The following is a 24,024-nucleotide window of genomic DNA, read 5'->3' on the forward strand; positions in this document are numbered from 1 at the left end:
TTCCGCTTCTTCTCAAAGCCTAGAAAGGTTCCGTTTTGATGACAAAGGGAGCTGCGTCCGTGGAAACGGCGCAGGGGACATCAAGAATCCGCTGCATGTATCCGGGAAGCGTTCGGAAACGTTCCAGAAGCTGCGGCGTGTAGCTTAAAAGGCCCTGAAGCCCGCGATCAGCGGCACGGCGTTGCAGTTCTTTTTCCTCCACCTCCAGCACATCGTCCATGGCACAAACGGAAAAGGCGAAATCCAGCATATAGCCCACGATATAGGCGGCGTATTGGCGCCTAAAAGGGAAGACGGCATCGAGGGTCTTGGTGATCACGTTGTAGGCGTCGGGAAAGAAAAACGGCGAATCGTTATGCAGTCCAAGAATCCCTTTTGGACGCAGCCTTGCTGCGCACAAGCTGTAAAATTCCCGGGTGTACACATACTTGGACGGTTCCATGGGATCGGTCAGATCCAACAAGATGACATCAAAGGTTTCGGCGGTTTCTTCCACAAATTTTCGGCCATCGCCGATGATGAGGTGAACGCGAGGATCTTCAAAAGCGGCCCCGCAGATGCTTCGAAGGTGCTCTTTGGCGATATCCACCACCTCCCCGTCCAATTCCACCATGGTCACGTGGGTCACCGACGGATACTTCAACACTTCTTCCAATGTCCCTCCATCGCCGCCCCCGATAATCAGAACGCTCCGGGGGTTGGCATGAAGCATCATGGCCGGATGCACCAACGATTCGTGGTAAAAAAACTCGTCTTTTTCCGATGTTTGAAACCGACGGTCCAGAAAAAGGGTCACGCCGAAATCGGGGGAGTCCACCACCTCCACGAGCTGGTAAGGGGTCTTTCGACGGTGAATCACGCGGCGAATTTCAAACCGGCGCCCCATGCTTGCCGTGAAAGGCTCATAGAGAATCATGTCACGATCAGTCATCAAGAAAGCCTCCTCGCTTGAAAATTTTTGAGCGGCTCACTATAGAGGAAACGTTTTCAAATCTCAAACGCGGATTCAACTTTCTTTCTTTAGAACATTTCGGCCTTATACGCCGTGTTTCAGGAGTGTGTGCATGGACGGCATGCATTATGAAGGTATCATCATTCGGCCTCCCAGTGAGGCGGACAGTATTCTTTTGCAGGTCACCGTAGGGTGCAGCCATAATAAATGCACCTTTTGCGGGACTTACAAAGGGGTACGGTTTCGGATCAAGGATCAAGAGATCATCGACCAGGATATCGCCTATGCGGCACGTCATTTCCCTTTCCTTCGCCGAGTGTTTCTCACCGACGGCGACGCCCTCATTGTGCCGCAACCAAGACTTGTGGATATTTTGCAAAAAATTCGACGGGCCATGCCCTGGATTCAGAGGGTTGGCCTGTATGGAAACGCCAAGAGCATTTTACGTAAGACCCCTCAAGAACTTGCCGAACTGAAGGAATTGGGGCTAGGGATCGTGTACCTGGGCGTGGAAAGCGGTGACCCGGAAACCCTTCGCGCCATTCGCAAAGGCATTTCACGGGAAAAACTTATCGAGGCCGGCCGTCGGGTTCGAGAAGCCGGTATCAAGCTTTCGGTCACGGTTCTTTTGGGTATCGCCGGAAGGGATCGATCCTTGCAGCATGCGCAGGCTACCGGGTCCCTGCTTTCAGCCATGGACCCTCACTATGTGGGAGCCTTAACCCTGATGGTGCTTCCCAACACGGAACTGGGTGAGCAGGTTCGCCGAGGTGCTTTTGTGCTTCCTACCCCTGAAGAACTCCTCAGGGAACTGCGGGAAATGCTGGCCTCCACACACATGTCCCGCGGCTTGTTTCTTTCCAATCACGCGTCCAACTATTTACCCATCAAGGTGAAAATGCCTTCGGATAAGGAAAAGGGCCTGGATTTGATCGATGCCGCCTTGAAGCGCCAAGTTCCGTTGAAGCCTGAATGGATGCGCGCGCTCTAGGCTGAAATCGGCGCTTTTCTTTGGAGCCTGTTCGGGAACGGCAACGCAGGAGTTCTCTGAAAACACATTTCTTCGTAGGGCCGCTGGCGTTTGAACTGGATGGAAGTCGGTTTTCCTTGTAAAAACCAAGGGGCTTTTGGCTTCTCTGAGATGCTCCCGACACTGGAAAAACTGAAGAAGAATTCCGACCTCATGGTTTTATGTCTGCCCCCATTTGAGTTTGGTGCGAAGAATGTCGAAGTAATCGGTGCTGGCAGGTTTGATGAGTTTGAGGCTATGGGGGGACATGGCCATGGAAATGGAATCCTTGGGAGAAAGATGATACCCTACCTGCCCGTCGCAGGTCAGGGTCACGTCTTGAGCTTTCTCGTCTAGTCTCACTTCAATGAGCGATGAAGCCGGCAAAATGATAGGACGGTTGGTCAAGGTAAAGGGACAGATGGGGGTCAAAATGACCGCCTGCGCCGTAGGATAGACGATGGGACCGCCTGCGGAGAGATTGTAAGCCGTCGAACCCGTCGGGGTGGCCACGATGAGGCCGTCGGCACGGTAATGAGTCAGGTAGCGACCGTCAATAAAGGTCTCCAGCTCTACGATACGGGCAAGCGCTCCCTTATTGATCACCGCATCATTGAGAACCGTCTGGACAAAGAGCTCTTGACCCCGGCTTTCAATGACCACGCGCAGCCGCATACGCTCTTCGATTTCGTAGGCTCCAGAAAGCACATGGTCCAGATCCTGAAAACAGCGTTCTCGGCTGATTTCCGTGAGAAAACCCAACCCACCCAAGTTCACACCCACAATAGGAACATCCCGGTCCGCCACTTGACGGGCGACACTGAGCAAGGTGCCGTCCCCGCCGAGAACAATGACCGCATCGGCATCCATGGGCAGAGGCGATGGTGGGTTTGTTATTTCTGTTTCCGGAAGGTTTTCTCGAGCCGTCGCGTCAAAGCCTCGAGCCGTGAGCCATGCAACCAGTTCTTGCGCCAGCCGGGCGGCATCGCTTCGACCTTTCTTGTAAATAATCAGGAGACGTTCCATGAACCTTGACCCTCTCTGTCGCCCCCAATGGGCGTCTTCGCCTTGAATCATCACGCGAAACTCGTTGCCAAAAGCCCAAAGACAACGTATTGTATTTCACCGTTCGGTGCAAACGCTTCTTGGGAAAAACAGCACATGAAAACCCTTCTTCGAGATGATAGCTTCGGTCCGCAGCGCATTCTCGTGGTGGATGACGAGCGCAGCGTGCGGGAGTTGGTGGCGGAAAGCTTAAGCTACATCGGCCACCATGTGGATATGGCCTCCGACGGCTTGGACGCTTCCGAAAAGCTCAAACTCGCCCCGTACGATATTGTGATCACCGACATGGACATGCCTCGCATGGACGGCATGGAACTCATCGAGCATATCAGGCAGCATTACCCGCACACCGATGTTATCGCCATCACCGGACATGCCACCCGTTACAAGTATGTGGAAGTGATCAGCGCCGGAGCGGCGGATTTCATCACCAAACCTTTTGGTCTGGACAAGCTGGAAGCCAAGATACGACGGCTTCTTCGCGAGCGGTTTTTGCGTCGAGAACTGGAGCAGCTGGCCATTCGAGATCCCTTGACCGGCCTTTTCAACCGACGCCATTTTCGAAACGTCTTGATCCAGGAAGCGGTACGCTCCATCCGTTACGGTCATCCCCTTTTTCTGGTCTTTATCGATATCGATTTTTTCAAGCAGTACAATGACCAGGAAGGTCATCAGGCGGGAGATGCTCTGCTTATTGAACTGGGGACCATTCTGCAGCAGTCCATTCGAGAACATGTGGATTCGGCGTTTCGTTACGGAGGTGATGAATTCACCGTGGTGTTGCCGTATCTTAACGCCGACCAAGTGCGTATCGTGGTGGAACGCGTTCAAAAACGATACGCCGCTTTGGATGCAGCCCCCACAACCTTGTCCATTGGGGCCGCTCGGTTTAAAAACCTCAACGGGGACGTGGAAAAAAGCGTCGAGGACCTCATTGAACGTGCCGATAAGGCTCAGTATCGTGCTAAAAAGGAGCTGGGCGGCAATCGACTGTGCCTCGACGGCGATGACATTCCCTTTGAAACATCTTCCGCGGCCGCCGACGAACCGTCTCGATCCGTTGTCTAACCCGTTGATTCTCTTTCATTCCGTGACGCTTTTAGGCTTCAGCTTCTGAAAGCCCCGTTTGGAAACACCGCTCAATTTTTTCTTGACATCCCGGGTTCGTGCTCTTATACAAGGTCCGCTTTTTTAAACTTTCTGTTTAATATAGGTAAACCATGGAGGACGGCCTCAAGATCGGAGATAAGCTCCGAAGACTTCGCATGGAAAACGGCCTGACCCAGGAAGAACTGGCCAATCGGGCTTATTTGACCAAGGGATTCATTTCCCAGTTGGAACGGGACTTGACGTCGCCGTCCATTGCCACGTTGAAAAGTATTCTGGACGTGTTGGGAGTGGATCTAGCCGAGTTTTTTCAGGATATGCCCAGGCCGACCGTGGTGGCTCGCAAGAGATCGCGCGTCCTCAGTTCTGAATCCACGGAGGAGTGCGCCATTTATTTTCTTTTGCCAAGGGCCTTGGGCCGGATCATGGATCCGGTGATTGTGCGCATGCAGAAAGGTGGCCGAACCGTGGAACACACCCCTCATGAGGGAGAAGAGTTCGGCTTTGTGATCAAGGGATCGGTGACCTTGTGGTTCGACAACAAACCTTATCGCTTGAGTGTGGGGGATTGTTTTTATTTTAAGAGTTCCACGCGGCATTGGGTGGAAAATTCCGGTCGGGGCGAAGCGCATCTTCTGTGGGTGGTGAGCCAGTCCCGGTTTTGAGGCTCTGGGCCGCTGATTTAGGAATACCGTCACCGGCAGCTTTCGGCTTCCGGACGATTCATCGAAAGGTCGGGGAGGTACCGCACATGAACATGAAAAAACCGGAATTCGGCTTCGGGGTCCATCTTATGCTGGACGGGTACGGATGTGATCCCGAAGTTTTGCAAGACATCAACGTGATTTACAATTTCTTGGACGAATATCCACAAGAAATGGAAATGACCAAGATTATGCCCCCGTATGTCTTTCGGTACAAAGGGGTGGTCCCTGAAGACTGGGGGATTTCCGGCTTTGTGCTTATTGCGGAAAGTCACATCAGCATTCATACCTTCCCGGAAAAAAGGTATCTCAGTTTGGATATGTTTTCCTGCAAACCTTTCGATACCGACAAAGCGGTGGCTGTCGTCAAGGAACGGTTTCGCATACAAAAATGTGAAATCCATGTTTTGGATCGAGGACAGGAATTCCCCAACACCATCGAAGATTCCACGCACGTGGTGCGCATGGATCGCATGCTGCGCCAGCGGAGCCGCTGATTTTTCATGACGAGAAACACCCATGGGCTGGGGGCCGAGGTGATGGATCATCTCGGTCCCTGTTTGTCTTTTTTGGGCTTGCCGGAATACAGCCGTCCCGTGAATGAGGCTCGAGCGGTGATCGTGGCGGCGCCCTATGATGGAACCACCACCTTTCGAGCGGGCACTCGAGAAGGACCTCGAGCCATCCTTGCGGCCTCTCGAGAACTTGAATGCTATGAAGAAGATACGGGCACAGAGCCGTACCGGTATGGGATCGCCACTTTGGGAGAACTGCGGGTCACGGCCGTTTCCCCTCGAGACATGGTGGAAAGGGTTCATGCCGTGGGGAAGGCCCTCTTGGCCGCGGAAAAGATTCCGGTCCTTCTCGGCGGCGAGCATCTCATGTCTTTGGGCATGATTCAGGCGGCTGCAGCTCGGTTTCACTCTTTGACGGTTCTTCATCTGGACGCTCATCCCGATCTTCGCGCATCCTACCAGGAAACCCCGTTCAGCAACGCGTGTGTCATGCGCCATGTGCTGGACAGTGTTCATCTGGTTCAAGTGGGATTGCGTTCCATGACTCGGGAAGAACATGAACTGATTCGTGAAAAGGCTATTCCTGCTTTTTTCGCCGAGGAGGTGGTTCGAGACTCCCACACGATTCCTCGAATTCTGGACCTTTTGGGTCCTGACGTCTATGTGACCATCGATCTGGATGTGCTCGACCCTTCCATCATGCCTGCCGTAGGCACACCGGAACCTGGAGGATTGGGCTGGTACGACCTTTTGTCCTTGCTTCGTGCCGTCACAACCCAAAAGAGGATCGTAGGTTTCGATGTCATGGAACTGTGCCCCATTCCAGGCATGGTCGCACCTGATTTTCTTGCGGCTCGACTGGTTCACAAAATGCTTGCCCATATTTTTCTAGACAAGCCTTAGAGGAGCTTGTTAGATTTTTTTTAACGTCATGGACGTCTGCCGGTCCCCCATGGACGTCGGCTTCATTGGCCTTGTTGCAAGGTTGAGGGAAAGACTTGGAAGAAGAATCTGCCAAAGGCTTGTCGCGCTGGCTCAAAAAGGCTCTGCGCCGCCTCTCGCGGATCGACAAACCCAAGGATCTGGAAAAGCAGATCCAAGAGCTCATTGATGAGGGAGAAGAGCGCGGGCTTATCACCGAAGACGAAGGGGAAATGATTCAGGGAATCTTTTCCTTTCGCGATACAGTCGCTCGCGAGGTCATGGTCCCTCGAACCGATACCGTCGCCGCCCCCCATGAATCCACCGTGGAATTCCTCATTGGGCTGATCGTGGAATCGGGCCACTCTCGAATCCCCATCTATCAAGACTCCATCGACAACATAATCGGCATTTTGCATGCCAAGGACCTTTTGCAGCATTGGGGCAAAACCGAGATCAATCTCTCGGAAATTCTACGGGCTCCCTACTTCATTCCCGAAACCAAGAAGATCAGCGAAGTTTTGAGGGATCTTCGGCACCGAAAATCCCACATGGCCATCGTCATTGATGAGTACGGCGGCACAGCGGGCGTGCTCACCATGGAAGACATCATTGAAGAAGTTATCGGCGATATCATGGATGAGTACGACGCCGAGGAAAACTGGCTGGTGGAGCAAGAAGACGGTTCCATCCTCGTGGATGCTCGACTGGATGTGGAAGAACTGGAGGATTATCTGGACCTGGAGTTTCCCGAGGGAAAATTCGAATCCGTCGGCGGTTTCATCATCAGCCGTTTGGGCAGGGTTCCCTCGGTGCATGAAAAGGTCTATTTCAAGAACTTGGAAATGATCGTGGAAGCCGCCGACAGTCGTAAGGTGCAAAAGGTTCGCGTCCGCCGTCACGAATCCTTTCCGGAAAAGACGCAGGCGGAATCGGAATCTTCCGATTGAAAGGGATCCCATCCTTGACGGGCCTGCTCACCTCCCCCTGGACAGCCGCCTGTCTCACGGGCCTGCTGTTGACGGCAGGTTTTCCTTTTTTCCACTTCGCCGCGCTCAGCTGGTTTGCGCTGGTTCCTCTTCTGATGGTTCTAGACAAGGTGCCTCTGCGAAAGGCCTTTTCCCTAGGGTTTGTCGCCGGGTTCGTCCATCATGTGACCACGCTTTACTGGATCATCTATGTGATCAATCATTATGGAAACCTGCCGCTTCCTGTATCGGCATTGGTCCTTTGTCTTCTATGTGGCTATCTCGCCCTCTACACAGCAATTTTTTTCGCCCTGGCTCGTCGTTGGCGGGGTTTGCCGGCCCTGGAGATATGGGGACTTCCTTGCCTCTGGATTGCTTTGGAATGGGTACGAGCCCATTTTCTTACAGGTTTTCCCTGGACCAATGTGGGTTACACGCAAACAAAGGTGATTCCCCTTTTGCAAACCGCGGACATAGCGGGGGTCTATGGTGTAGGATGGCTGGTCGTTCTTGGAAACACCATGGTGGCAAGCCTTGTGGCCAGGCGCCTTGGACTGCGCCATGCGCTGCTTGGAATCCTTTGCGGAACCCTTTTTGTGGGCTATGGGGTGTGGCGGGAAAACTCCCTAAAAGTCTCGAGCCAGGACACCGTGCGGCCCTTACATGTGGCGCTCGTTCAAGGCAATATTGATCAGTCCCTGAAGTGGGATCCTGAGTACCAAGAGACGACCCTGAATATTTATTGGAACCTTTCACAGACGGCTTCCCAGGAAAAACCCATAGACCTACTGGTCTGGCCGGAAACGGCGGCACCCTTTTTCTACGGATACGAACAAGGACCCACTCAAAAACTTCACGAAATCGCCGCTTCGGTTCAAGTGCCCATTCTTTTGGGGCTTCCCTGGGTAATTCCTGACGGGGTTTCCCCGCGCTTGCAAAACCGTGCTGCGTTACTGGATCCCGAAGCAGGCATCGTGGCTTCCTATGCCAAACGCCATCTGGTACCCTTTGGGGAATACGTGCCCCTGAAGTCCGTCCTCTTTTTTGTGGAGAAACTTGTAACCGCGGCCGGGGATTTCGTTCCAGGGGAGAATCCCTCCGTTTTTCCCTTCAAGGACACATCCCTTGGGGTACTCATTTGCTATGAAGCCATCTTTCCGGAATTGGCTCGAGACGCTTGGCGCCATGGAGCACGGGTGTTGGTCAACCTCACCAACGACGCCTGGTTCGGTCAAACAGCCGCACCGTATCAACACTTGGAAATCGCACGTTGGCGTGCCGTGGAATGCCGTGTTCCCTTGGTACGATGCGCCAATACGGGCATCAGTGCTGTGTTTGACGCTGCCGGGAGAATCCTCACCTCCCTGCCCTTGAACCTCACCGGTACCACAAGGGCCGAGATCATCCCAGGGAACAAAGCTCCTACCTTTTATATGCGCTATGGAAATGTGTTTGCGTGGAGCTGCACCTTGACGACACTGCTGTGTCTCGTGTATGGGGAGCGGGCTCGGTCGCGACACAGGTCTCGGGGAATTGCCTAGGAGCCTGCCCGACAAGAATTGTTTTTCCAGGAAGTGCAGGCGTCCCAGCCGCACAAATGGCGGGCCGAAGGCCGGCGCTCCCATGAAAAATGCGGTTTCGGCTCCGTGGGGAGGCGAGGCACCCCTTCGCCCCTACAAAATGGCATGGGATGCCTTGGCATGGCGAGTTCTCTGTCATCTTCCTAGGGAACACTTTTCCAATATGCTATATTAAAAAAAATGCTGTCCCAGGACAGCCCGTAAGGAGGGAAACACCATGCTTATCGAAACCTCAGAAATTCGAAACTCCCTAAAAGAACTGCACCAGCGGGTGGACACGTTGGGAGGTTATCTTTGACATTGCTGAAAAACGCCGGCGACTTCAAGAGCTGGATCGGGCAATATCCAAGGAGGATTTTTGGAACGATCCGGAAAAATCCAAGGAAGTCCTAAAGGAAAGAGCTCAGCTTTCGGAAATCGTCTCGGAATTCGAAACGCTGAAAAGGGAACTGGAAGACAACGAACTGCTTCTGGACCTAGCCGTCGAAGAAGACGACGGGGACACCGTCCGTGAAGTAGCCCGTAAGACCAAAGACGTTCAAAAAAAGGTCAAGGCTCTGGAAGTGCGTCAAATGTTGGGCGGCGAAAATGATGCCCGCAACGCCATCGTCAGCATCAATGCGGGAGCCGGAGGCACGGAAGCCCAGGATTGGGCGGAAATGCTTCTGCGCATGTACCTCAGATGGTGTGAACGCCGAGGGTTTCAGACCGAAGTCATCGATCTTCTGGAAGGAGAAGAGGCGGGGATCAAAAGCGCCACCTTTACGGTTTCCGGGCCCTATGCCTATGGGTTACTCAAAGGCGAATCCGGCGTGCATCGCCTGGTGAGAATCTCTCCCTTTGATGCCAGTGGACGTCGGCATACCTCTTTTGCCGCCGTGTTCGTCTACCCCGAAGTGGACGACTCCATTGTGATCGACATCAAGCCTTCGGACCTGCAGATAGACACGTTTCGAGCCAGCGGTGCCGGCGGCCAACATGTGAACAAGACCAGTTCGGCGGTGCGAATCACCCATCTTCCCACTGGCATCGTGGTCCAGTGCCAGAATGAACGTTCTCAGCATCGCAACCGAGATCTGGCCATGAAAGTCCTACGGGCTCGGCTCTATGAAAGGGAGATGCAAAAAAAACAAGCGGAATTGCAGGAACTGCATGACAGCTTGGACGACATAGCCTGGGGAAACCAAATTCGATCCTACGTTCTTCAGCCCTATCGCCTGGTCAAGGACCACCGCACTCAGGTAGAAAAAGGGAACGTGGACAGTGTTCTGGACGGGGAACTGGACGACTTTATGGAAGCCTATCTCCTCCATCAACTTCAAGGCCAATCCCAGATTTCCGCCGCTTCCTCATAATCTTGGAGGCATTGACACTTCCGGATTTCCTATCAAAACCGGTGAAGCACATCGCTACTGTGCTTCGCCGGTTTCATCACACGATCTGGACACGAAGCACGTCGTCTCGAGGATGTAACCGCTCGATCTTCAGCCGCACCATTTCACCGGGTCCCACGGGATGTTCCTGAGGAAGCGGTGCTTGCACTTCCAATAGAAAATCAGGCAAAAGGATGTGGGCGAACTTGGCGTTCTTATCCAGAACGATCCCATGAAGCGTCTGAATGTCTTCCTGTTCCAGGTATCGAAGAATCCAGTAACGGGTCCATTTGCGTTGGACGAAGGCGATCTTGCCCAGCTGGACGCGCATGCGTGTGAGAATCTTTTCCAGCTCTTCTTCCGTATAAGCCGGTCGGCCGTGAAGAAGTGCGGCTTTAATCTGACGCTGCACCACCAGGTCCATGTAACGGCGAATAGGGGAGGTCACGGTGGTATAGGGGTTCATGCCTAGGCTGCAGTGAGGGCCGGGACGTGTTTCAAGTTCCGCCCGAGCAAAGAGACGACGCTGTCGGTAGATATGAAAAATGGGATAATCGCTTTGTACCTGATCTGTTTCGGGACGGCATTCCGCCTGGCACCGATAAATGGCCGGCAGATTCCGTTCAGCCAAGTAAGCGGCAGCACGACCGTTGGCCGCAATCATCCATTCGGAAACGATAATCTGGCTCGGGCTTTCCTTGTCGTATCGCACCAGCTGTATCATGCCATGGTCATTGACACTGATGTGAATTTCCGGCAACGGCAAGAGCACGGCCCCTCTTTCCCGCCGCTCTTCTCGAAGTCGTTCACTGAGGTGTAAAAGAATCTTGAACGCTTCCTCGGTTTCCACCAAGGAGTCCACCTGCTCATAGGTCAGTCGGCGGGTGACTCGAACAATGCCGGGGCGAACGGTCCAACGATGAATCCGACCCTCTTCGTCCACTTCCATGAGAAAGCTCAGGGTGGCTCTGTCTTTCCCCAAGCACAGGCTGCAGGCTTCTTCTGATAAAACCGGAGGGAGCATGGGAATACGTCGATCGGGAAGGTAAATGGATGTTACCCGGGACGCCGCTTCCTCATCCAGCACATCATGCATGCCTACAAAATGGGCGGCATCCGCAATGTGCACCCCCACTTCCCAAAGACCTGTATCCAAGGGGCGAAAGCTCAAGGCATCGTCAAAGTCCCGCGTCGTAGCACTGTCAATGGTGAAAACATCGAGTGCACGAAAATCACTTCGTGCCTCTTCCACACTGACCCTTTGCACAAGGCTCTTGGCGGCGTCCGCCGCCTTCAGAGCTTGCTCAGGAAACTCGATGCTTAATCCCTGCTGGTGTAAGTAAAGGTTTTCGTTTTCAGACCATACCCCTAAACGCACCAGCAGCCGAAAGGCTGCGGCCGGTTGCGCCGTAAGGCCCGCTCGAGCAAACAGTTCCTTGACAAAAGCGGCGCTTTCCGCTTCCTGGCCGAAGAGTCCGAAATCCTGAATCTTTTCTATGATTTCTGGAGAAAATATCTCTTGACGAGTCCCCGGTTTTGATTGCCAAACACGACGCAGCCATTGAGCCCCTTCTTCCAAAAGACGTTCTCTTTCGGCTTCTCGAGCTATTTCTTCGCGGCGACGTTCCACCTGTTCTTCGGTTCTTGCGGCAAAGAAGCCATTTTTGAATTGAAAATACAGACGATCGGCCAACAAAACCCGTTGCACCGCCGCCATATGGTCATCGGTGACTTCGGATGTAAAGACCAGCTCGGCCAAATCCTGAACGCTGTAGGTTTCGGATTCGCCTTCCAGAACTGACCACAATTCCGCCACATTCACCTGTGCAGCCAGGGATTCACGCAGTTGCCGAATGTTCTTGAGAGCTCGAACCAGGTCATCTCGACGCAGCGAAGGATTCAACTTGCCGGGAGAAACCGATACCACGCGCCGAAGAACCAGGTTCATTTCCCGGTTGGTTTCCGTCAGCACATTGAGCCTTTGGTCTTTAACCGCCAGGCAGACTCCAAGAAGCAGTTCCTTGGCCTCAAAAAATTCGACCACCGTCCCGGGACTCACTCCACTCACCTCGGATGGGCTCATGCGCCTTCCCCCAGCCGGCCCACCTGGGCAAGCCGTTCCCGGTACGAATGAATCCCTTTGGCAATGGCTCTTGCCAAGTTGCGTTGGAATTGCGTCTGGGTCAACAACCGTTCTTCCTCAGGGTTGGAAATGAAACAGGCTTCAATCAAAACACTGGGCATTTGAGCACCTAGAAGCACATAAAAGGGAGCCTGCTTGACGCCCAAGTCGCGAAGCTGCACGCTGCTTTCCAGGTTGCGCATCATGCCCCGGTGAATATCTTGAGCAAGACGCGATGATTCATCGATCTTGGTGTGATGTAACAGCTCATTCAAAATAGCTTCCAAGTCACTCATATGCTTGGCTGATGTAGCGTTTTCTCGAGCGGCCAGGCGTGCGGATTCTTTGTCTTTCGAAAAGTTAAGAAAATAGGTTTCAATGCCGCCAAGGCTTGAATCTTCGTGGGCATTGGTATGGATGGAGACGAAGAGATCAGCCTTCTTAGTGTTGGCGATGGCCGTGCGTTCTTCCAGGCTCAAGAATCGATCGGAATCCCGTGTCAGAATCACTTCATAGCCGCCTTCCTTTTCCAAAATCTTTTTCAATTCCTTAGCGATGGCCAGCGTAATGTCCTTTTCGAAGACTCCTCCGGGACCGATGGCCCCTTTGTCTTTCCCTCCATGGCCCGGATCCAGGACGATGCGTCTCACGGTCAACCCCAATTGAGCCACCATACTGGGCATGCCCTTTTTGACGACGGGTTTCGGCACCATAGGGGCTGCGGCGGGCGGCGTTTCCGTTCGAGCCGTTGTGGAGGCTTGCGCTCTTTTCTTGCCCTGCACGTCAACGATAAGGCGAAATGGATCGGCCAAAGAAAAGACGCGATAGGATTCCACCGATTGAAGGCCCACAATCACCTGGGTTTTGTTTTCAAAGGAAGTCGTCAAACGTACGTCTTCCAACAAACCATCCTTGATGGGGATGACCGACTTGACTTGAGGACCCACACTGCAGCGTTCCAGATCGAGGATGATACGTTGAGGCAGCTTCTTCTCGGGGTCTGCGAGCTGTTCACTCCGGCTGTACCGTACGGGACCGCTCAGGTAAACCACCACTCGAGTGTACTCTTCCGCCGACCAGTGACGAATTTTTTCCACGGCGGCTTTGGGCTCTTCTCGGGCTGGTTCTGCAACCTTTGGCACCGCCCAATGCGGCGTTTTTTCCTGGCTGGTCCCCTTAGGTTTGGATGTCGCCTTGTCACCGTTGAGAATCGTTGAAGCCTCAGGAGTCGGCGCCGACGCCGAGGTTCTGAGCTTTTTTGACAATTCTTCAGCTTTTTGCCGAGCCTTTGAGGTCATATCGCCCTGAGGGAAAAGAACACAGAGGCGTGAAAATTCCAAACAAGCCTCTTCTGGTTCCTTCATTTCCATAAGGATTCCCGAAAGAAACAGGGCATCATCGGCCAAGGGGCTTTGAGGAAACCGAAGGGCCACTTGTTTGTAAAAATTGAGAGCGTTTCTATAATCGTTTTCCAATTTGAGAGCGTCATGAAGGCGATGGTAGGACTGAGCGATCATGAAAAGGCACCGATCCGATAAAGTCTGTTTGACATCTTCTTGAAGAATATCAAGAAATTTTTGGATATTTTGTCGAAAGAGGGCTTGATTTTTGGGATCGGACAACTGGTCCACGAGGGATAAATACTGACGGCGCGCCTCATGGTAACGACCCTCCAAGTTCAGAGGTGCCGATCCGTGCACGAAGGCGCTGCCAACAGCCACAGTCAATCCAAAAACCAGCGCACTCCAAAGGCCTTTCGCACTTGTCAAGAATCTTTTCATGGTGATTCTCCACCGCTTGGCCGCGATGTTCCCTGACGAAACATTCCTGAACCTTCGTCCCCTTTGAACCGGGTAGCTGGGTTTTTCCCATCGGGTGAGGTCCTAGGGTTCCACGTCTCTTCATCCTCAAGAGTCTCTTTGCCTTTGGGCACGGCTGCTAGAGGGGAACGCCCCTTAATTTGTTCTTGAAGTCCGTAAAGGGTCTTGAGGGCTGCAAGAGGAGTCATACGGTCCAGGTCCAAAGCCATGATGGCATCCCGAAGCCACTCCACACCGGGTTGAAACAAGCTCATCTGAAACCCCACTCGGGATTTGCGTCGGGGCGCCGAACGAGCCGTGTCTCTAGGTCTTTCAGGAGGCCGATGGCTTCCTGCTTCCAGCTGACTCAGTATTTCCTGGGCTCGAACAATCACTTCTTTGGGAAGCCCCGCCAGACGCGCCACATGAATGCCGTAGCTCTTGTTGGTACCTCCGGGAAGGAGGCGATGAAAGAAAACAATGTCGGTTTCAAATTCCTTGACGGCAACATTGTAATTCTTGACACGAGGCAGTCTTTCCGCCAGTTCCGTCAGTTCATGATAGTGCGTGGCGAACAAGGTCTTTACGCCGACACCGTGCAAATCATGAAGATATTCGGCCACGGCCCAGGCTAGACTCATGCCGTCGAAGGTGGATGTGCCGCGACCGATTTCATCCAAAACGATAAGACTTTTGGGGGTAGCCTGGTACAATATATTGGCCGTCTCTTGCATCTCCACCATGAAAGTGGAGCGACCTCGAGCCAGATCGTCGGAGGCACCCACGCGTGTGAAAATGCGATCCACAACCCCGATGCGGGCCTGCCTTGCCGGAATAAAAGAGCCTATTTGAGCCATGAGCACAAGCAGAGCCGTTTGACGCAAAATGGTGGATTTTCCGGCCATATTGGGGCCGGTGATTATGAGAATCTGCTGATCCCGAGAATTCAGTTGCACATCGTTTGGAACGAAGGCTCCTTCGGGAAGGGATCGCTCAACGACCGGATGACGTCCCTCTAGAATGACAATCTCGTCCCCATCATCCACGACCGGTCGGCCATATCCCCTACGGGCGGCTGTTTCCGCCAACGAAGCCAAAACATCCAGATGCGCCACGTGTTCAGCGGCCTTAAGAATCCTTTCCGCATGTTGCGCCACGCATAAGCGTAACTCCTCGTAATGCCGTTCTTCCAGTTCTCGGCTCTTTTCATCCGCATGCAGAACCTGGTCTTCAAAGTTTTTGAGTTCTTCGGTGATAAATCTTTCGGCGTTGACCAAGGTTTGTCGGCGTATGTAATCATCAGGCACAAGGGCCAAATTGGCTTTGGAAATTTCAATGTAATAGCCGAAAACTTTGTTGTAACGCACCTTCAGGGAACTGATGCCGGTACGCGCCCGTTCTTTGACTTCATATTCGGCCATCCAACCTTTGGCATCCAAGGCCAGGCGTCTGTAATGGTCTAGTTCCGCATCCACACCGGGGCGAATCACCCCGCCCGACGCCAACATGTGGGGAGGATCATCCACAAGGGTTTCCGCGAGACGCTGTGCCACATCTTGCAGGGAATCCCAATCGAAAGCCAACTGTGACAAAAAGGTGCATGAAAAAAGCTGCAGATGTGTCTGAATTTCCGGTAATATTTCCAAGGAGCGTCTCAGCGCCGCCAGATCCCGCGGCCCTGCCGTACCCACACTCACACGGGCGACGATCCGCTCCAGGTCCGCTATCTTTTCAAGGATTTCTCGAAGTTCTGCACGGGTACCCCCTTGATCCATCAATTCGGCCACGGCATCTTGCCTCTGAACAATGGCTGAAACATCCAGCAAAGGATAACGGACCCATTTCTGAAGCAGCCGGGCTCCCATAGGGGTCAGGGTTTCGTCCAGAATATGCAGCAGGGATCCTTTGCGGGTTAAAGTGGCAGCGGCCTGAAGGACTTCCAGATTCTTGAGTGTGGCCTCATCTAGGGCCATGAAATCGCTCGGCCGATACGGTGTGATTTTTCTTAAATGTGCGCAGGTGTTCAGCCGGTTGGTTCGAAGGTAGTCCAAAATGGCTCCCGCGGCCCGCACAATCAAGGGACTTTCCCCGATACCGAAGCTTTCCAGGGAATACACGCGAAAATGGTCCAAAAGTCTTTCCCGGCATCGAGCCACATCAAAGGCCGACTCATCCAGGACCGTCACCGCGACCCCTTGACCTGAAGTCACCTCGGAAATCCACGATGTTTCCTGCCCATCGCCGACAAGTATCTCTTTGGGGCTTACACGCGCGAGTTCACGCAAAAGGGTTTCACGCCCATCGACTTCCACCACTAAAAAATCACCGGTGGAAACATCCACGTAGGCCAGACCATATCGGCTCCCTTTATGGGAAACGGCCGCCAGATAATTGGGATCCTTGGCCGATAGGTTCTGGCTTTCCACCACCAGTCCCGGCGTGATGACACGGGTGACCTGCCTTCGAACCAAACCCCTGGCCTTTTTCGGATCTTCCACCTGGTCGCAGACGGCCACCTTGTGCCCCGCGTTTACCAGCCGAGCTATGTAGCTTTCGGCCGCATGATATGGCACGCCGCACATGGGCACAGGGTTTTCCGCGTTCTTGTCTCGGGACGTGAGGGCAATATCCAAGATGCGCGATGCCGTCACAGCATCTTCAAAGAAAAGCTCGTAGAAGTCTCCCATTCGATAAAGCAGCAAGGCTTCCGGATGCTGTGCCTTGATGTCCAGATACTGCTGCATCATGGGGGTGATCTTGTTCATGAGCGATCACAGTCTGATAGAGGCTCCTCAAGCGGATGCCTCGGAGTGCGGCTCCGATTCCGAAAAGGTCGGAGCCTGACTTTCCTGTTCGGTTTGACCCCGTACCCGAACCTCTTCGACAGCTCTGGCTCTTTCCGCCAAAAGCCTTTCCTTTTCGGCCCTTTCCGCCTGCAGAGCTCTGCGTGTCCGCAAAAAAGGTCGAAACATGAGGAATAGACCGACCAGCAGCCCCACAAATCCTGAAATGAAAATGACCATGAAGACCTTAAGCGTCCAACGCACATCTTCCCTGATAAACAAATACAGCATGAAATCCAAATCCCTCTGAAAAGTGGCCATGTTCTGCCGGACAAAAAGTACCATCACGGCCACAAGCAACAGGGTGGTCACGAACCTAAAGAGCTTCATGGAGTTTCTCCTTGTCAAAATGTGGTCGCAACTTCTCGTAGGTCTGTTTCAAGTGCTCTGGAATGCTTCGCACATCGGCAAAAACCGTCATGAAATTGGTGTCCCCTTCCCATCGGGGCACCACATGAAAGTGTAAGTGGCTCTCCACACCGGCTCCGGCGGCAGCACCTAGATTAAGCCCTACATTAAAGCCCTGAGGTCGCATGAGGGGGCGAATGATTCTCACGCACATCTGTATCTTCCTCATGAGGTCAGTCATTTCCTCCTCCGTGAGACCCTCCAAGTCCGCCACATGACGCCATGGGGCCACTAAAAGGTGGCCGTTGTTGTAAGGGTATTTATTCATCATCACCATGGTCAAGCGACCCCGATAGAGAATCAGGCGTTCCGGATCGCTCAGCCCGCCGCCTTCCGGACAAAAAATGCAGTACGGTTCTCTTTTTCCCAAAATGTATTCCATACGCCACGGCGCCCACAGATTCTGCATGATCGCACTCCTACAGCTGGATAATTTCCGCGTGCAGCGACGTGCCCACTCGCAAAAAGGCCAAAGTCCTTCCTTGAGAACTTCGAGGTGAAAAAACAGAACCCGGATTCAACAAAAGCCGCCCATTCACTTTTTCCAGAAGAGGTCGATGCGTATGCCCGAAAAGAATAACATGGGCCGTATCGAATACTTCCAGCAGATGCGTTTTGATGTCCGAAGCATAGTTCCCGTAACCCCATCCATGGGTCAGGGCGATTTGATAAGAACCCACTCGGAACGTTTTCTTTGTCGGCAGTCTCAAACGCACCGCCGTCTCATCCGTATTGCCGCATACCGCCTCCAGCCGGTACTGCTCGAAATAATCCAATACACAACCCGCCGTCCAGTCCCCAAGATGGACCACCAAATCCGCACCATCGCAGTAACGTGCACACAGGTCTTGCAGTTCCTGCGTCACGTGCGTGAGATGTGTGTCGGAAAGCACCACGATATTCATGCCCATTGGTCGCTCAATTACAAAAAATGCTTTTAATTTCAATGGTTAATTGAGCATATACCAGCCACCCTTTTGAAACACAAGGCTTTTTTGGGCTTTACGGATCCGCAAGCGAGATGTTTCCCCAAACGGCCAAATGATCATGCAGGGTTACCAGAGCCCCTAGCACACCGGGAATGGATTGAATCCAAGTCAAAGCTGGTTCCAAATCATCTTGGTGCCGGACGCGATTCCCTAGGGCTGTGGCGCAGGCATCCGCTAAAGCCGCGTCCTTGGCGAGCACCGTGGCGGCATCCGCTCGGCCCATACTCAGGGAATGGCCTAGGGTTCCGGAGGAAGTGCACACGGCCATAGGTAAATCCTCGGCGGCCAATTTCAGGGCCAGCCGGTCTCGAAACGGGGACTTCTCTCCTGGATACACAGCCACCACAAGATCTTCTTGAGCCACGGCATAGCAGTCCCCCCCGTTTTCGACGATGACCGAACGGGCCCAAGATAGAAGTCCTTCGGCCACGGCTTGGGCAATGGCACCGGCCACGGCGGCCATAGGCCCCACATGAGCTTTCTGGGCGGCTCGCAGCATACGACGCACGATGTCCGGAGCCAGAGGATCGTCGGGCAATGGGGTCAAGGACGTCAAAAAAAGCGGAGCCGTACGGCTGTATTCAAGGATATGGCGTCGAAAGGTCAGGATAAGGTCGCGGGTCTGGCGGCCAAGATCCGCATCGGCCCGTACCCACAAATCCGTTTGTTCCACCTGAACTCGAAAGGCATGCCAAGGGCCTCTTTTGTGCTGTTCCCGATAGAACCTATGAACCGGCTGAGCCCTTTCCATATCATTCCCATTCGATGGTGCTGGGCGGTTTGGAAGAAATGTCGTAGACAACGCGGTTCACTCCGGGGACTTCGTTGATGATGCGATTGGAAAGGCGTGCCAGAAGCTGGTAGGGAATTCGGGCCCAATCAGCGGTCATGGCGTCCACACTTTCCACCGCTCGAATGGCCACCACCTGTTCGTACGTGCGTTCATCGCCCATGACCCCCACGGAACGCACAGGTAACAGCACGGCAAAAGCCTGCCAGACACGGTCGTACCAATTGGCGGCTTCCAGTTCTTCCAAAACAATGGCATCGGCTTGACGAAGGATTCTTAGACTTTCCGGGGTGACTTCGCCGATAATGCGAATGGCCAAACCCGGTCCCGGAAACGGATGCCGCATGATGATGCGTTCCGGCAATCCCAGTTCCCGTCCCAATTGGCGCACTTCGTCCTTGAAAAGTTCCCGAAGCGGTTCGATGAGTTCCAATTTCATGCGTTCGGGAAGCCCGCCCACATTGTGATGCGTTTTGATGGTAGCCGATGGCCCTTTAAAGGACACACTTTCTATAACGTCAGGATACAAGGTGCCTTGGGCTAGGTAGCGGGTCCCTTGGAGTTTGGAGGCTTCCCTTTCAAAGACTTCGATGAAGAGGTTGCCGATGATTTTCCGTTTCTGCTCAGGGTCCGTCACTCCCTTGAGGCGATCGAGAAAGAGATCCGTGGCGTTGACCGAAACCAGGTTGATTTCGAAATGGTCTCGAAAGACCCGTTCCACGGTTTCAGCTTCACCTTTCCGCAAAAGACCGTTGTTCACGAAGAGGCATTGAAGCTGGTCGCCGATGGCCTTATGCAATAAGACGGCCACCACGGAAGAATCCACGCCGCCACTGAGGGCACACAATACTCGGTCGGATCCCACTTTTTCCCGAACCGCGGTGATGGCCGATTCCACAAAACTTTTCATGGTCCAGGTGGGTTTGCAGCCGCAGATATGAAAAAGAAAATTGTCCAATAGCGTGCGGCCGCACGGCGTGTGAGCAACTTCCGGGTGAAATTGCACACCGTAAAGTTTTCGGGACGGGTCAGCCATGGCGGCCACAGGAGAATTGGGACTATGGGCCAAAATACGAAATCCCAAAGGCATGTGCACAATGCGATCCCCGTGACTCATCCAGACGCGTACATCCTTGGCGTCTATATCCTGAAAAAGCACAGCCGGCTCATCCACATCCACAAGGGCCGGGCCGTACTCACGATTTTCGGCACGCTCCACGTATCCGCCAAGAAGGTGTGCCATGAGCTGCATGCCGTAGCAGATACCGAGCACGGGAATACCCAACTGAAAAAGCTCCTGAGAAGCCAGGGGCGCGTTGGCATCATGCACGCTGGAAGGTCCTCCGGACAAAATAATGCCTTTGGGGGCATAGGCGCGCACAGCCTTCAAGTCCATGGAATAGGGATGGATTTCGCAATACACATGGCTTTCACGCACTCTGCGCGCAATGAGCTGTGTGTACTGGGATCCGAAATCCAGAATGAGCACCCGGTCCGGATGCAGAGCATGCCAATCCATAACGGCTCCGTCCTTTATTTCAGATCAACCTGATAATTGGGAGCTTCCTTGGTAATGATCACATCGTGCACATGGCTCTCTTTCAGGCCGGCACTGGTGATCCGCACCACCTGCGTCTTGGTGCGAAGTTCTTCCAGATTACGACATCCGGCATAACCCATGCCGGCACGAAGACCTCCCACCAACTGGTGAATCGTGGAAGCCAAAGGACCTCGATAAGGCACCATGCCTTCGATACCTTCCGGCACCAATTTGGTCGTCTCTTGCACTTGATCCTGAAAATAGCGATCCCGGCTTCCTTCCCTCATGGCTCCCAAAGACCCCATGCCTCGATACACCTTGTAACTACGCCCCTGGTACAGGACGGTCTCGCCGGGACTTTCATCGGTTCCGGCAAAAAGGCTTCCGATCATGACCGAATCAGCACCAGCGGCCAGAGCCTTGACGATGTCGCCGCTGTACTTGATGCCACCATCGGCGATGACGGGAATACCGCGGGGTCGAGCCACGCGAGCACATTCCATGATGGCGGTGATCTGAGGCACCCCGACGCCGGCAATAACCCGGGTGGTACAGATGGATCCAGGCCCTACGCCCACCTTGACCGCATCAGCTCCCGCCTCAATAAGGCTTTCCGCTCCGCCGGCCGTCGCCACGTTTCCGGCCACCACCGGCACCTGAGGATACTCACTTTTGATCCAGCTTACGGTGCGCAAAACATTTCGGGAATGACCGTGAGCGCTGTCCACCACAATTACATCCACTCCCGCCTTGACCAGGGCTTGAACCCGCTCCGGCGTGTCCGCACCGGCTCCCACGGCGGCACCCACTCGCAACCGACCCAAATGATCCTTACAAGAATTGGGATATTTCTTGACCTTCATGATGTCTTTAATGGTGATCAAACCTCGAAGTCGGCCGGTATCGTCCACCACAAGCAGCTTTTCAATACGTCTTTCCTGCAGAAGCTTTTTGGAATCCTCCAAGGATATGCCCACAGGAGCCGTTACCAGATTGTCCTTGGTCATAAGCTCGGAAACCGGTCGTGTCAGATCCGTTTCAAAGCGCAGGTCCCGATTCGTGATGATCCCCACCAGTTGATCGCCTTTGACCACAGGAACCCCCGAAATACGGTACTGGGACATGAGTTCCATCACATCGCCGATGGGCTGATCTGGATGAACCGTGATAGGATCCACGATCATACCGCTTTCCGACTTCTTGACCTTATCCACTTCACGTGCTTGCCGCTCCACACTCATATTCCGATGAATGATCCCAATACCGCCTTCTCGAGCCATGCTGATGGCAGTTTCGGATTCCGTAACGGTATCCATGGCGGCACTGACCAAGGGAATTTTCATGGAAATCCCCGCCGCCAGGACGGTGCTCACGTCCGTTTCCGCCGGAAGAACCTCCGAATAGGCAGGAACAATAAGAATATCGTCAAAGGTCAGAGCTTCCGGAATATGATGCATCATTTTTTCATCCATGAGCTTTCTCCATGTGCTTGGCATCCATTGACATCGGGCGAACCTGTACGTCCACTCTGAGTGTCCAATGTTGTTTTTTCCGTATTTCAATCCAACCGCCAAACCCATTGAGGGGATACACCGCTTTGGGTTGCGGCACCTTGCAAGAGATCCAGGAGAAGACCTTCGAGTAAGCCTGCATCGGAAACAAGCATGTGGAAGGCCCCGAAACAATCCAGAATCTCTTTCACAATCACGACTCCTCCCAAAATAATGTCCTCACGGCCGGGTTCCAATCCCACAAGACCTCGTCGCGCTTCCAGGCTCAAGGAAGCCAGGAACCGGACCGTCTCGGCGATCCATGCTTTGGTCAATGTTCGATTGTTGATGCGATACGGAACATAGGTATCCATGCGTGCTTCCATGGCCGCCAGAGTGGTGACCGTCCCGGCTGTCCCGGCAACGGTCCATTTCTTCCCGGATAGAGAAGCCTTCTGCAGCGTCTCGAAGATGCTTTCCACAGCCGGCTGAAGCACACGACGTGCATGACGAGCAGCCTGATGCACCTGTTCCATGGACACGGGGGCTTCTTGAAAATACGTTTCGGTAAGAGTGGCGGCTCCAAGGAAGACACTGCCGATCCATAAAGGCCATGGGGAGTGTCGATCCACCAGAGCCAATTCTGTGGAGCTTCCTCCCAAGTCAAAGCACACCACAAGATCGTTTTCGGGTTGCAGCACGCTCAGCATGCCTTGAAGAGACAAGGCTGCTTCTTCAGCTTCCGTAAGAATCGACACCTTCCAAGGCGCCATGGCCTGAACCCGGCGAATAAAATCGAATCCATTGGAGGCCTTCCGTACCACCCCTGTGGCTCCACAACGCACGGCACGAGGCGAAAAATTTTGAAGATGAACCGCTATGTCGGAAAGGACGGCGGCAGTACGTTCCATGGCCCGGTCGGTCAGAAGACCGTTTTCCAAAAACCCTTGAGCCAGCCGAGTCACATGGCGTTCGTTGTGCAAAGGGTAAAGCTTTCCATCGGCATGCCACTCCGCCACCAGCAGGCGCACGGTATGGGAGCCAATATCCACCGCCGCGTAACGGCCCCACGGACCTTCAAAACTGCTGGATGTGGCAAAGGCCGAGGACGACATCGTTGTCTTTTCTCATCCTTTATGTTTACTTTGCCTATAGGGGTTTCGGCCCAGGGGGCCGAAATCCGCCATTGGGCTTCCAACGCACTTCACCACAAGAAGGAGAGGGATGCCTATGATTCTGGAAATCAACCCCCGCAACCCGGAACCGCGCAAGATCAGACAAGTGGCCGAAGTTCTTGCCAAGGGAGGAATCATCGCTTATCCCACGGACACCTATTACGGTATCGGGTGCGACTTGTTCAACAAGTCGTCCATTGAAAAGATCTATAAACTCAAACGCCGATCCCCTCAGCAGCCCTTCAGCTTCATTTGCAGCGACCTCAAAAGCATCAGTGAATACGCTCAGGTCACCAATTATGCTTACAAGACCATGAAACGGCTTCTTCCCGGTCCCTACACCTTCATTCTGGAAGGATCCAGGCTTGTCCCTCGTATCATGCTCACCAAACGCAAAGCCGTGGGTATCCGTGTGCCGGACCATCCCATATGCACCGCTATCGTCAAGGAATTGGGACATCCTGTGATCAGTACCACCGCCACGGACCCGGAATCCGGTCGTATTCTGGAAACGCCGCAGGAAATTCGAGAAGTCCTGGGGCATTCCTTGAACCTTATCGTGGATGGCGGCCCCGTTCCTGGACGCCCCTCCAGCGTTATTTCTCTGATTGAAGACATTCCCGAAGTCCTTCGAAAAGGCGGCGGGAATGTGGAAATTTTTCAAACCCCTTAGA

The 24,024-nt window shown here is 53.6% G+C and carries 21 protein-coding genes; 9 read left to right on the forward strand and 12 right to left on the reverse strand.

Translation table 11 applies throughout. The features are described from left to right. Window positions 1–19: 19 nt before the first annotated feature. A complete protein-coding gene (speE, locus tag WHS46_08890) occupies window positions 20–931 on the reverse strand; it encodes a polyamine aminopropyltransferase (protein ID MEJ5348788.1) in 912 nt (303 codons plus the stop codon). A gap of 133 nt (window positions 932–1,064) precedes the next feature. Between speE and WHS46_08895 the strand changes: the two genes are divergently transcribed. Further along, window positions 1,065–1,943 (forward strand): radical SAM protein, encoded by an 879-nt coding sequence (locus WHS46_08895; protein MEJ5348789.1) that lies wholly within the window; start codon window positions 1,065–1,067, stop codon window positions 1,941–1,943. A 198-nt stretch (window positions 1,944–2,141) separates the two neighbouring features. Here the strand turns inward: WHS46_08895 and WHS46_08900 are convergent, their stop codons facing one another. Then, window positions 2,142–2,987: an NAD(+)/NADH kinase gene (locus tag WHS46_08900; GenBank protein MEJ5348790.1), complete on the reverse strand. Its 846-nt coding sequence runs from the start codon at window positions 2,985–2,987 to the stop codon at window positions 2,142–2,144. Between the two features lie 135 nt (window positions 2,988–3,122). Here WHS46_08900 and WHS46_08905 point away from each other — a divergent pair, with 135 nt between their 5' ends. The 7 genes from WHS46_08905 (at window position 3,123) to prfB (ending at window position 10,176) form a co-directional block, all read left to right on the forward strand. Further along, window positions 3,123–4,094: a diguanylate cyclase gene (locus WHS46_08905; GenBank protein ID MEJ5348791.1), complete on the forward strand. Its 972-nt coding sequence runs from the start codon at window positions 3,123–3,125 to the stop codon at window positions 4,092–4,094. 152 nt (window positions 4,095–4,246) lie between these two features. Further along, on the forward strand, window positions 4,247–4,798 hold the full coding sequence (locus WHS46_08910; protein MEJ5348792.1) for a cupin domain-containing protein: 552 nt from the start codon (window positions 4,247–4,249) through the stop codon (window positions 4,796–4,798). A gap of 86 nt (window positions 4,799–4,884) precedes the next feature. Continuing rightward, the gene (gene speD, locus WHS46_08915; GenBank protein ID MEJ5348793.1) at window positions 4,885–5,334 is read left to right on the forward strand and encodes an adenosylmethionine decarboxylase; all 450 of its coding nucleotides are present in this window, start codon (window positions 4,885–4,887) and stop codon (window positions 5,332–5,334) included. Window positions 5,335–5,340: 6 nt separating this feature from the next. Next, entirely contained in the window at window positions 5,341–6,255 is a 915-nt protein-coding gene (speB, locus tag WHS46_08920) for an agmatinase (GenBank protein MEJ5348794.1), read from the forward strand. A gap of 95 nt (window positions 6,256–6,350) precedes the next feature. Continuing rightward, window positions 6,351–7,223: a hemolysin family protein gene (locus WHS46_08925; protein ID MEJ5348795.1), complete on the forward strand. Its 873-nt coding sequence runs from the start codon at window positions 6,351–6,353 to the stop codon at window positions 7,221–7,223. 14 nt (window positions 7,224–7,237) lie between these two features. Further along, window positions 7,238–8,782, forward strand: a complete 1,545-nt coding sequence (gene lnt / locus WHS46_08930; protein MEJ5348796.1) for an apolipoprotein N-acyltransferase — start codon at window positions 7,238–7,240, stop codon at window positions 8,780–8,782. A gap of 256 nt (window positions 8,783–9,038) precedes the next feature. Then, window positions 9,039–10,176 (forward strand): peptide chain release factor 2 gene (prfB, locus tag WHS46_08935; GenBank protein MEJ5348797.1). Its coding sequence is split into 2 segments (ribosomal slippage): window positions 9,039–9,116 and window positions 9,118–10,176, totalling 1,137 coding nucleotides; the frame shifts between segments, so codons are not numbered across the junction. 76 nt (window positions 10,177–10,252) lie between these two features. Here the strand turns inward: prfB and WHS46_08940 are convergent. From WHS46_08940 to WHS46_08985, 10 genes are all read right to left on the reverse strand, one after another. Beyond that, on the reverse strand, window positions 10,253–12,277 hold the full coding sequence (locus tag WHS46_08940) for a ribonuclease catalytic domain-containing protein (GenBank protein MEJ5348798.1): 2,025 nt from the start codon (window positions 12,275–12,277) through the stop codon (window positions 10,253–10,255). Beyond that, a complete protein-coding gene (locus WHS46_08945) occupies window positions 12,274–14,097 on the reverse strand; it encodes an N-acetylmuramoyl-L-alanine amidase (GenBank protein ID MEJ5348799.1) in 1,824 nt (607 codons plus the stop codon). Before WHS46_08945 ends, WHS46_08940 begins: the two co-directional genes overlap by 4 nt. Beyond that, window positions 14,094–16,880, reverse strand: coding sequence for a DNA mismatch repair protein MutS (gene mutS / locus WHS46_08950; GenBank protein ID MEJ5348800.1), 2,787 nt, complete (start codon window positions 16,878–16,880; stop codon window positions 14,094–14,096). The genes WHS46_08945 and mutS overlap by 4 nt, the downstream gene beginning before the upstream one ends. Window positions 16,881–16,907: 27 nt before the next feature. After that, window positions 16,908–17,288, reverse strand: a complete 381-nt coding sequence (locus tag WHS46_08955; GenBank protein ID MEJ5348801.1) for a hypothetical protein — start codon at window positions 17,286–17,288, stop codon at window positions 16,908–16,910. After that, window positions 17,275–17,775 carry an HIT domain-containing protein gene (locus tag WHS46_08960; GenBank protein MEJ5348802.1) on the reverse strand — a complete coding sequence of 167 codons (501 nt, stop codon included), beginning with the start codon at window positions 17,773–17,775 and terminating at the stop codon, window positions 17,275–17,277. Before WHS46_08960 ends, WHS46_08955 begins: the two co-directional genes overlap by 14 nt. A 10-nt stretch (window positions 17,776–17,785) precedes the next feature. Next, on the reverse strand, window positions 17,786–18,277 hold the full coding sequence (locus WHS46_08965) for a YfcE family phosphodiesterase (GenBank protein ID MEJ5348803.1): 492 nt from the start codon (window positions 18,275–18,277) through the stop codon (window positions 17,786–17,788). Window positions 18,278–18,368: 91 nt separating this feature from the next. After that, window positions 18,369–19,106, reverse strand: a complete 738-nt coding sequence (locus WHS46_08970) for a UPF0280 family protein (GenBank protein MEJ5348804.1) — start codon at window positions 19,104–19,106, stop codon at window positions 18,369–18,371. A gap of 1 nt (window position 19,107) precedes the next feature. Next, window positions 19,108–20,664, reverse strand: a complete 1,557-nt coding sequence (gene guaA / locus WHS46_08975) for a glutamine-hydrolyzing GMP synthase (GenBank protein MEJ5348805.1) — start codon at window positions 20,662–20,664, stop codon at window positions 19,108–19,110. Between the two features lie 14 nt (window positions 20,665–20,678). Then, a complete protein-coding gene (guaB, locus tag WHS46_08980) occupies window positions 20,679–22,157 on the reverse strand; it encodes an IMP dehydrogenase (GenBank protein ID MEJ5348806.1) in 1,479 nt (492 codons plus the stop codon). Window positions 22,158–22,243: 86 nt separating this feature from the next. Then, a complete protein-coding gene (locus WHS46_08985) occupies window positions 22,244–23,290 on the reverse strand; it encodes a hypothetical protein (protein MEJ5348807.1) in 1,047 nt (348 codons plus the stop codon). A 115-nt stretch (window positions 23,291–23,405) separates the two neighbouring features. Between WHS46_08985 and WHS46_08990 the strand changes: the two genes are divergently transcribed. Next, a complete protein-coding gene (locus WHS46_08990; GenBank protein ID MEJ5348808.1) occupies window positions 23,406–24,023 on the forward strand; it encodes an L-threonylcarbamoyladenylate synthase in 618 nt (205 codons plus the stop codon). Window position 24,024: the final 1 nt, after the last annotated feature.

Source organism: Desulfosoma sp. (assembly GCA_037481875.1).
Lineage (GTDB): Bacteria > Desulfobacterota > Syntrophobacteria > Syntrophobacterales > DSM-9756 > Desulfosoma.

Excerpts from the sequence above, each read along its gene's own strand:
- speE (MEJ5348788.1), bottom strand. The coding sequence starts at position 931 with ATGACTGATCGTGACATGATTCTCTATGAGCCTTTCACGGCAAGCATG.
- WHS46_08895 (MEJ5348789.1), top strand. The coding sequence starts at position 1,065 with ATGGACGGCATGCATTATGAAGGTATCATCATTCGGCCTCCCAGTGAG.
- WHS46_08900 (MEJ5348790.1), bottom strand. The coding sequence starts at position 2,987 with ATGGAACGTCTCCTGATTATTTACAAGAAAGGTCGAAGCGATGCCGCC.
- WHS46_08905 (MEJ5348791.1), top strand. The coding sequence starts at position 3,123 with ATGAAAACCCTTCTTCGAGATGATAGCTTCGGTCCGCAGCGCATTCTC.
- WHS46_08910 (MEJ5348792.1), top strand. The coding sequence starts at position 4,247 with ATGGAGGACGGCCTCAAGATCGGAGATAAGCTCCGAAGACTTCGCATG.
- speD (MEJ5348793.1), top strand. The coding sequence starts at position 4,885 with ATGAACATGAAAAAACCGGAATTCGGCTTCGGGGTCCATCTTATGCTG.
- speB (MEJ5348794.1), top strand. The coding sequence starts at position 5,341 with ATGACGAGAAACACCCATGGGCTGGGGGCCGAGGTGATGGATCATCTC.
- WHS46_08940 (MEJ5348798.1), bottom strand. The coding sequence starts at position 12,277 with ATGAGCCCATCCGAGGTGAGTGGAGTGAGTCCCGGGACGGTGGTCGAA.
- WHS46_08945 (MEJ5348799.1), bottom strand. The coding sequence starts at position 14,097 with ATGAAAAGATTCTTGACAAGTGCGAAAGGCCTTTGGAGTGCGCTGGTT.
- mutS (MEJ5348800.1), bottom strand. The coding sequence starts at position 16,880 with ATGAACAAGATCACCCCCATGATGCAGCAGTATCTGGACATCAAGGCA.
- WHS46_08955 (MEJ5348801.1), bottom strand. The coding sequence starts at position 17,288 with ATGAAGCTCTTTAGGTTCGTGACCACCCTGTTGCTTGTGGCCGTGATG.
- WHS46_08960 (MEJ5348802.1), bottom strand. The coding sequence starts at position 17,775 with ATGCAGAATCTGTGGGCGCCGTGGCGTATGGAATACATTTTGGGAAAA.
- WHS46_08965 (MEJ5348803.1), bottom strand. The coding sequence starts at position 18,277 with ATGGGCATGAATATCGTGGTGCTTTCCGACACACATCTCACGCACGTG.
- WHS46_08970 (MEJ5348804.1), bottom strand. The coding sequence starts at position 19,106 with ATGGAAAGGGCTCAGCCGGTTCATAGGTTCTATCGGGAACAGCACAAA.
- guaA (MEJ5348805.1), bottom strand. The coding sequence starts at position 20,664 with ATGGATTGGCATGCTCTGCATCCGGACCGGGTGCTCATTCTGGATTTC.
- guaB (MEJ5348806.1), bottom strand. The coding sequence starts at position 22,157 with ATGGATGAAAAAATGATGCATCATATTCCGGAAGCTCTGACCTTTGAC.
- WHS46_08985 (MEJ5348807.1), bottom strand. The coding sequence starts at position 23,290 with ATGTCGTCCTCGGCCTTTGCCACATCCAGCAGTTTTGAAGGTCCGTGG.
- WHS46_08990 (MEJ5348808.1), top strand. The coding sequence starts at position 23,406 with ATGATTCTGGAAATCAACCCCCGCAACCCGGAACCGCGCAAGATCAGA.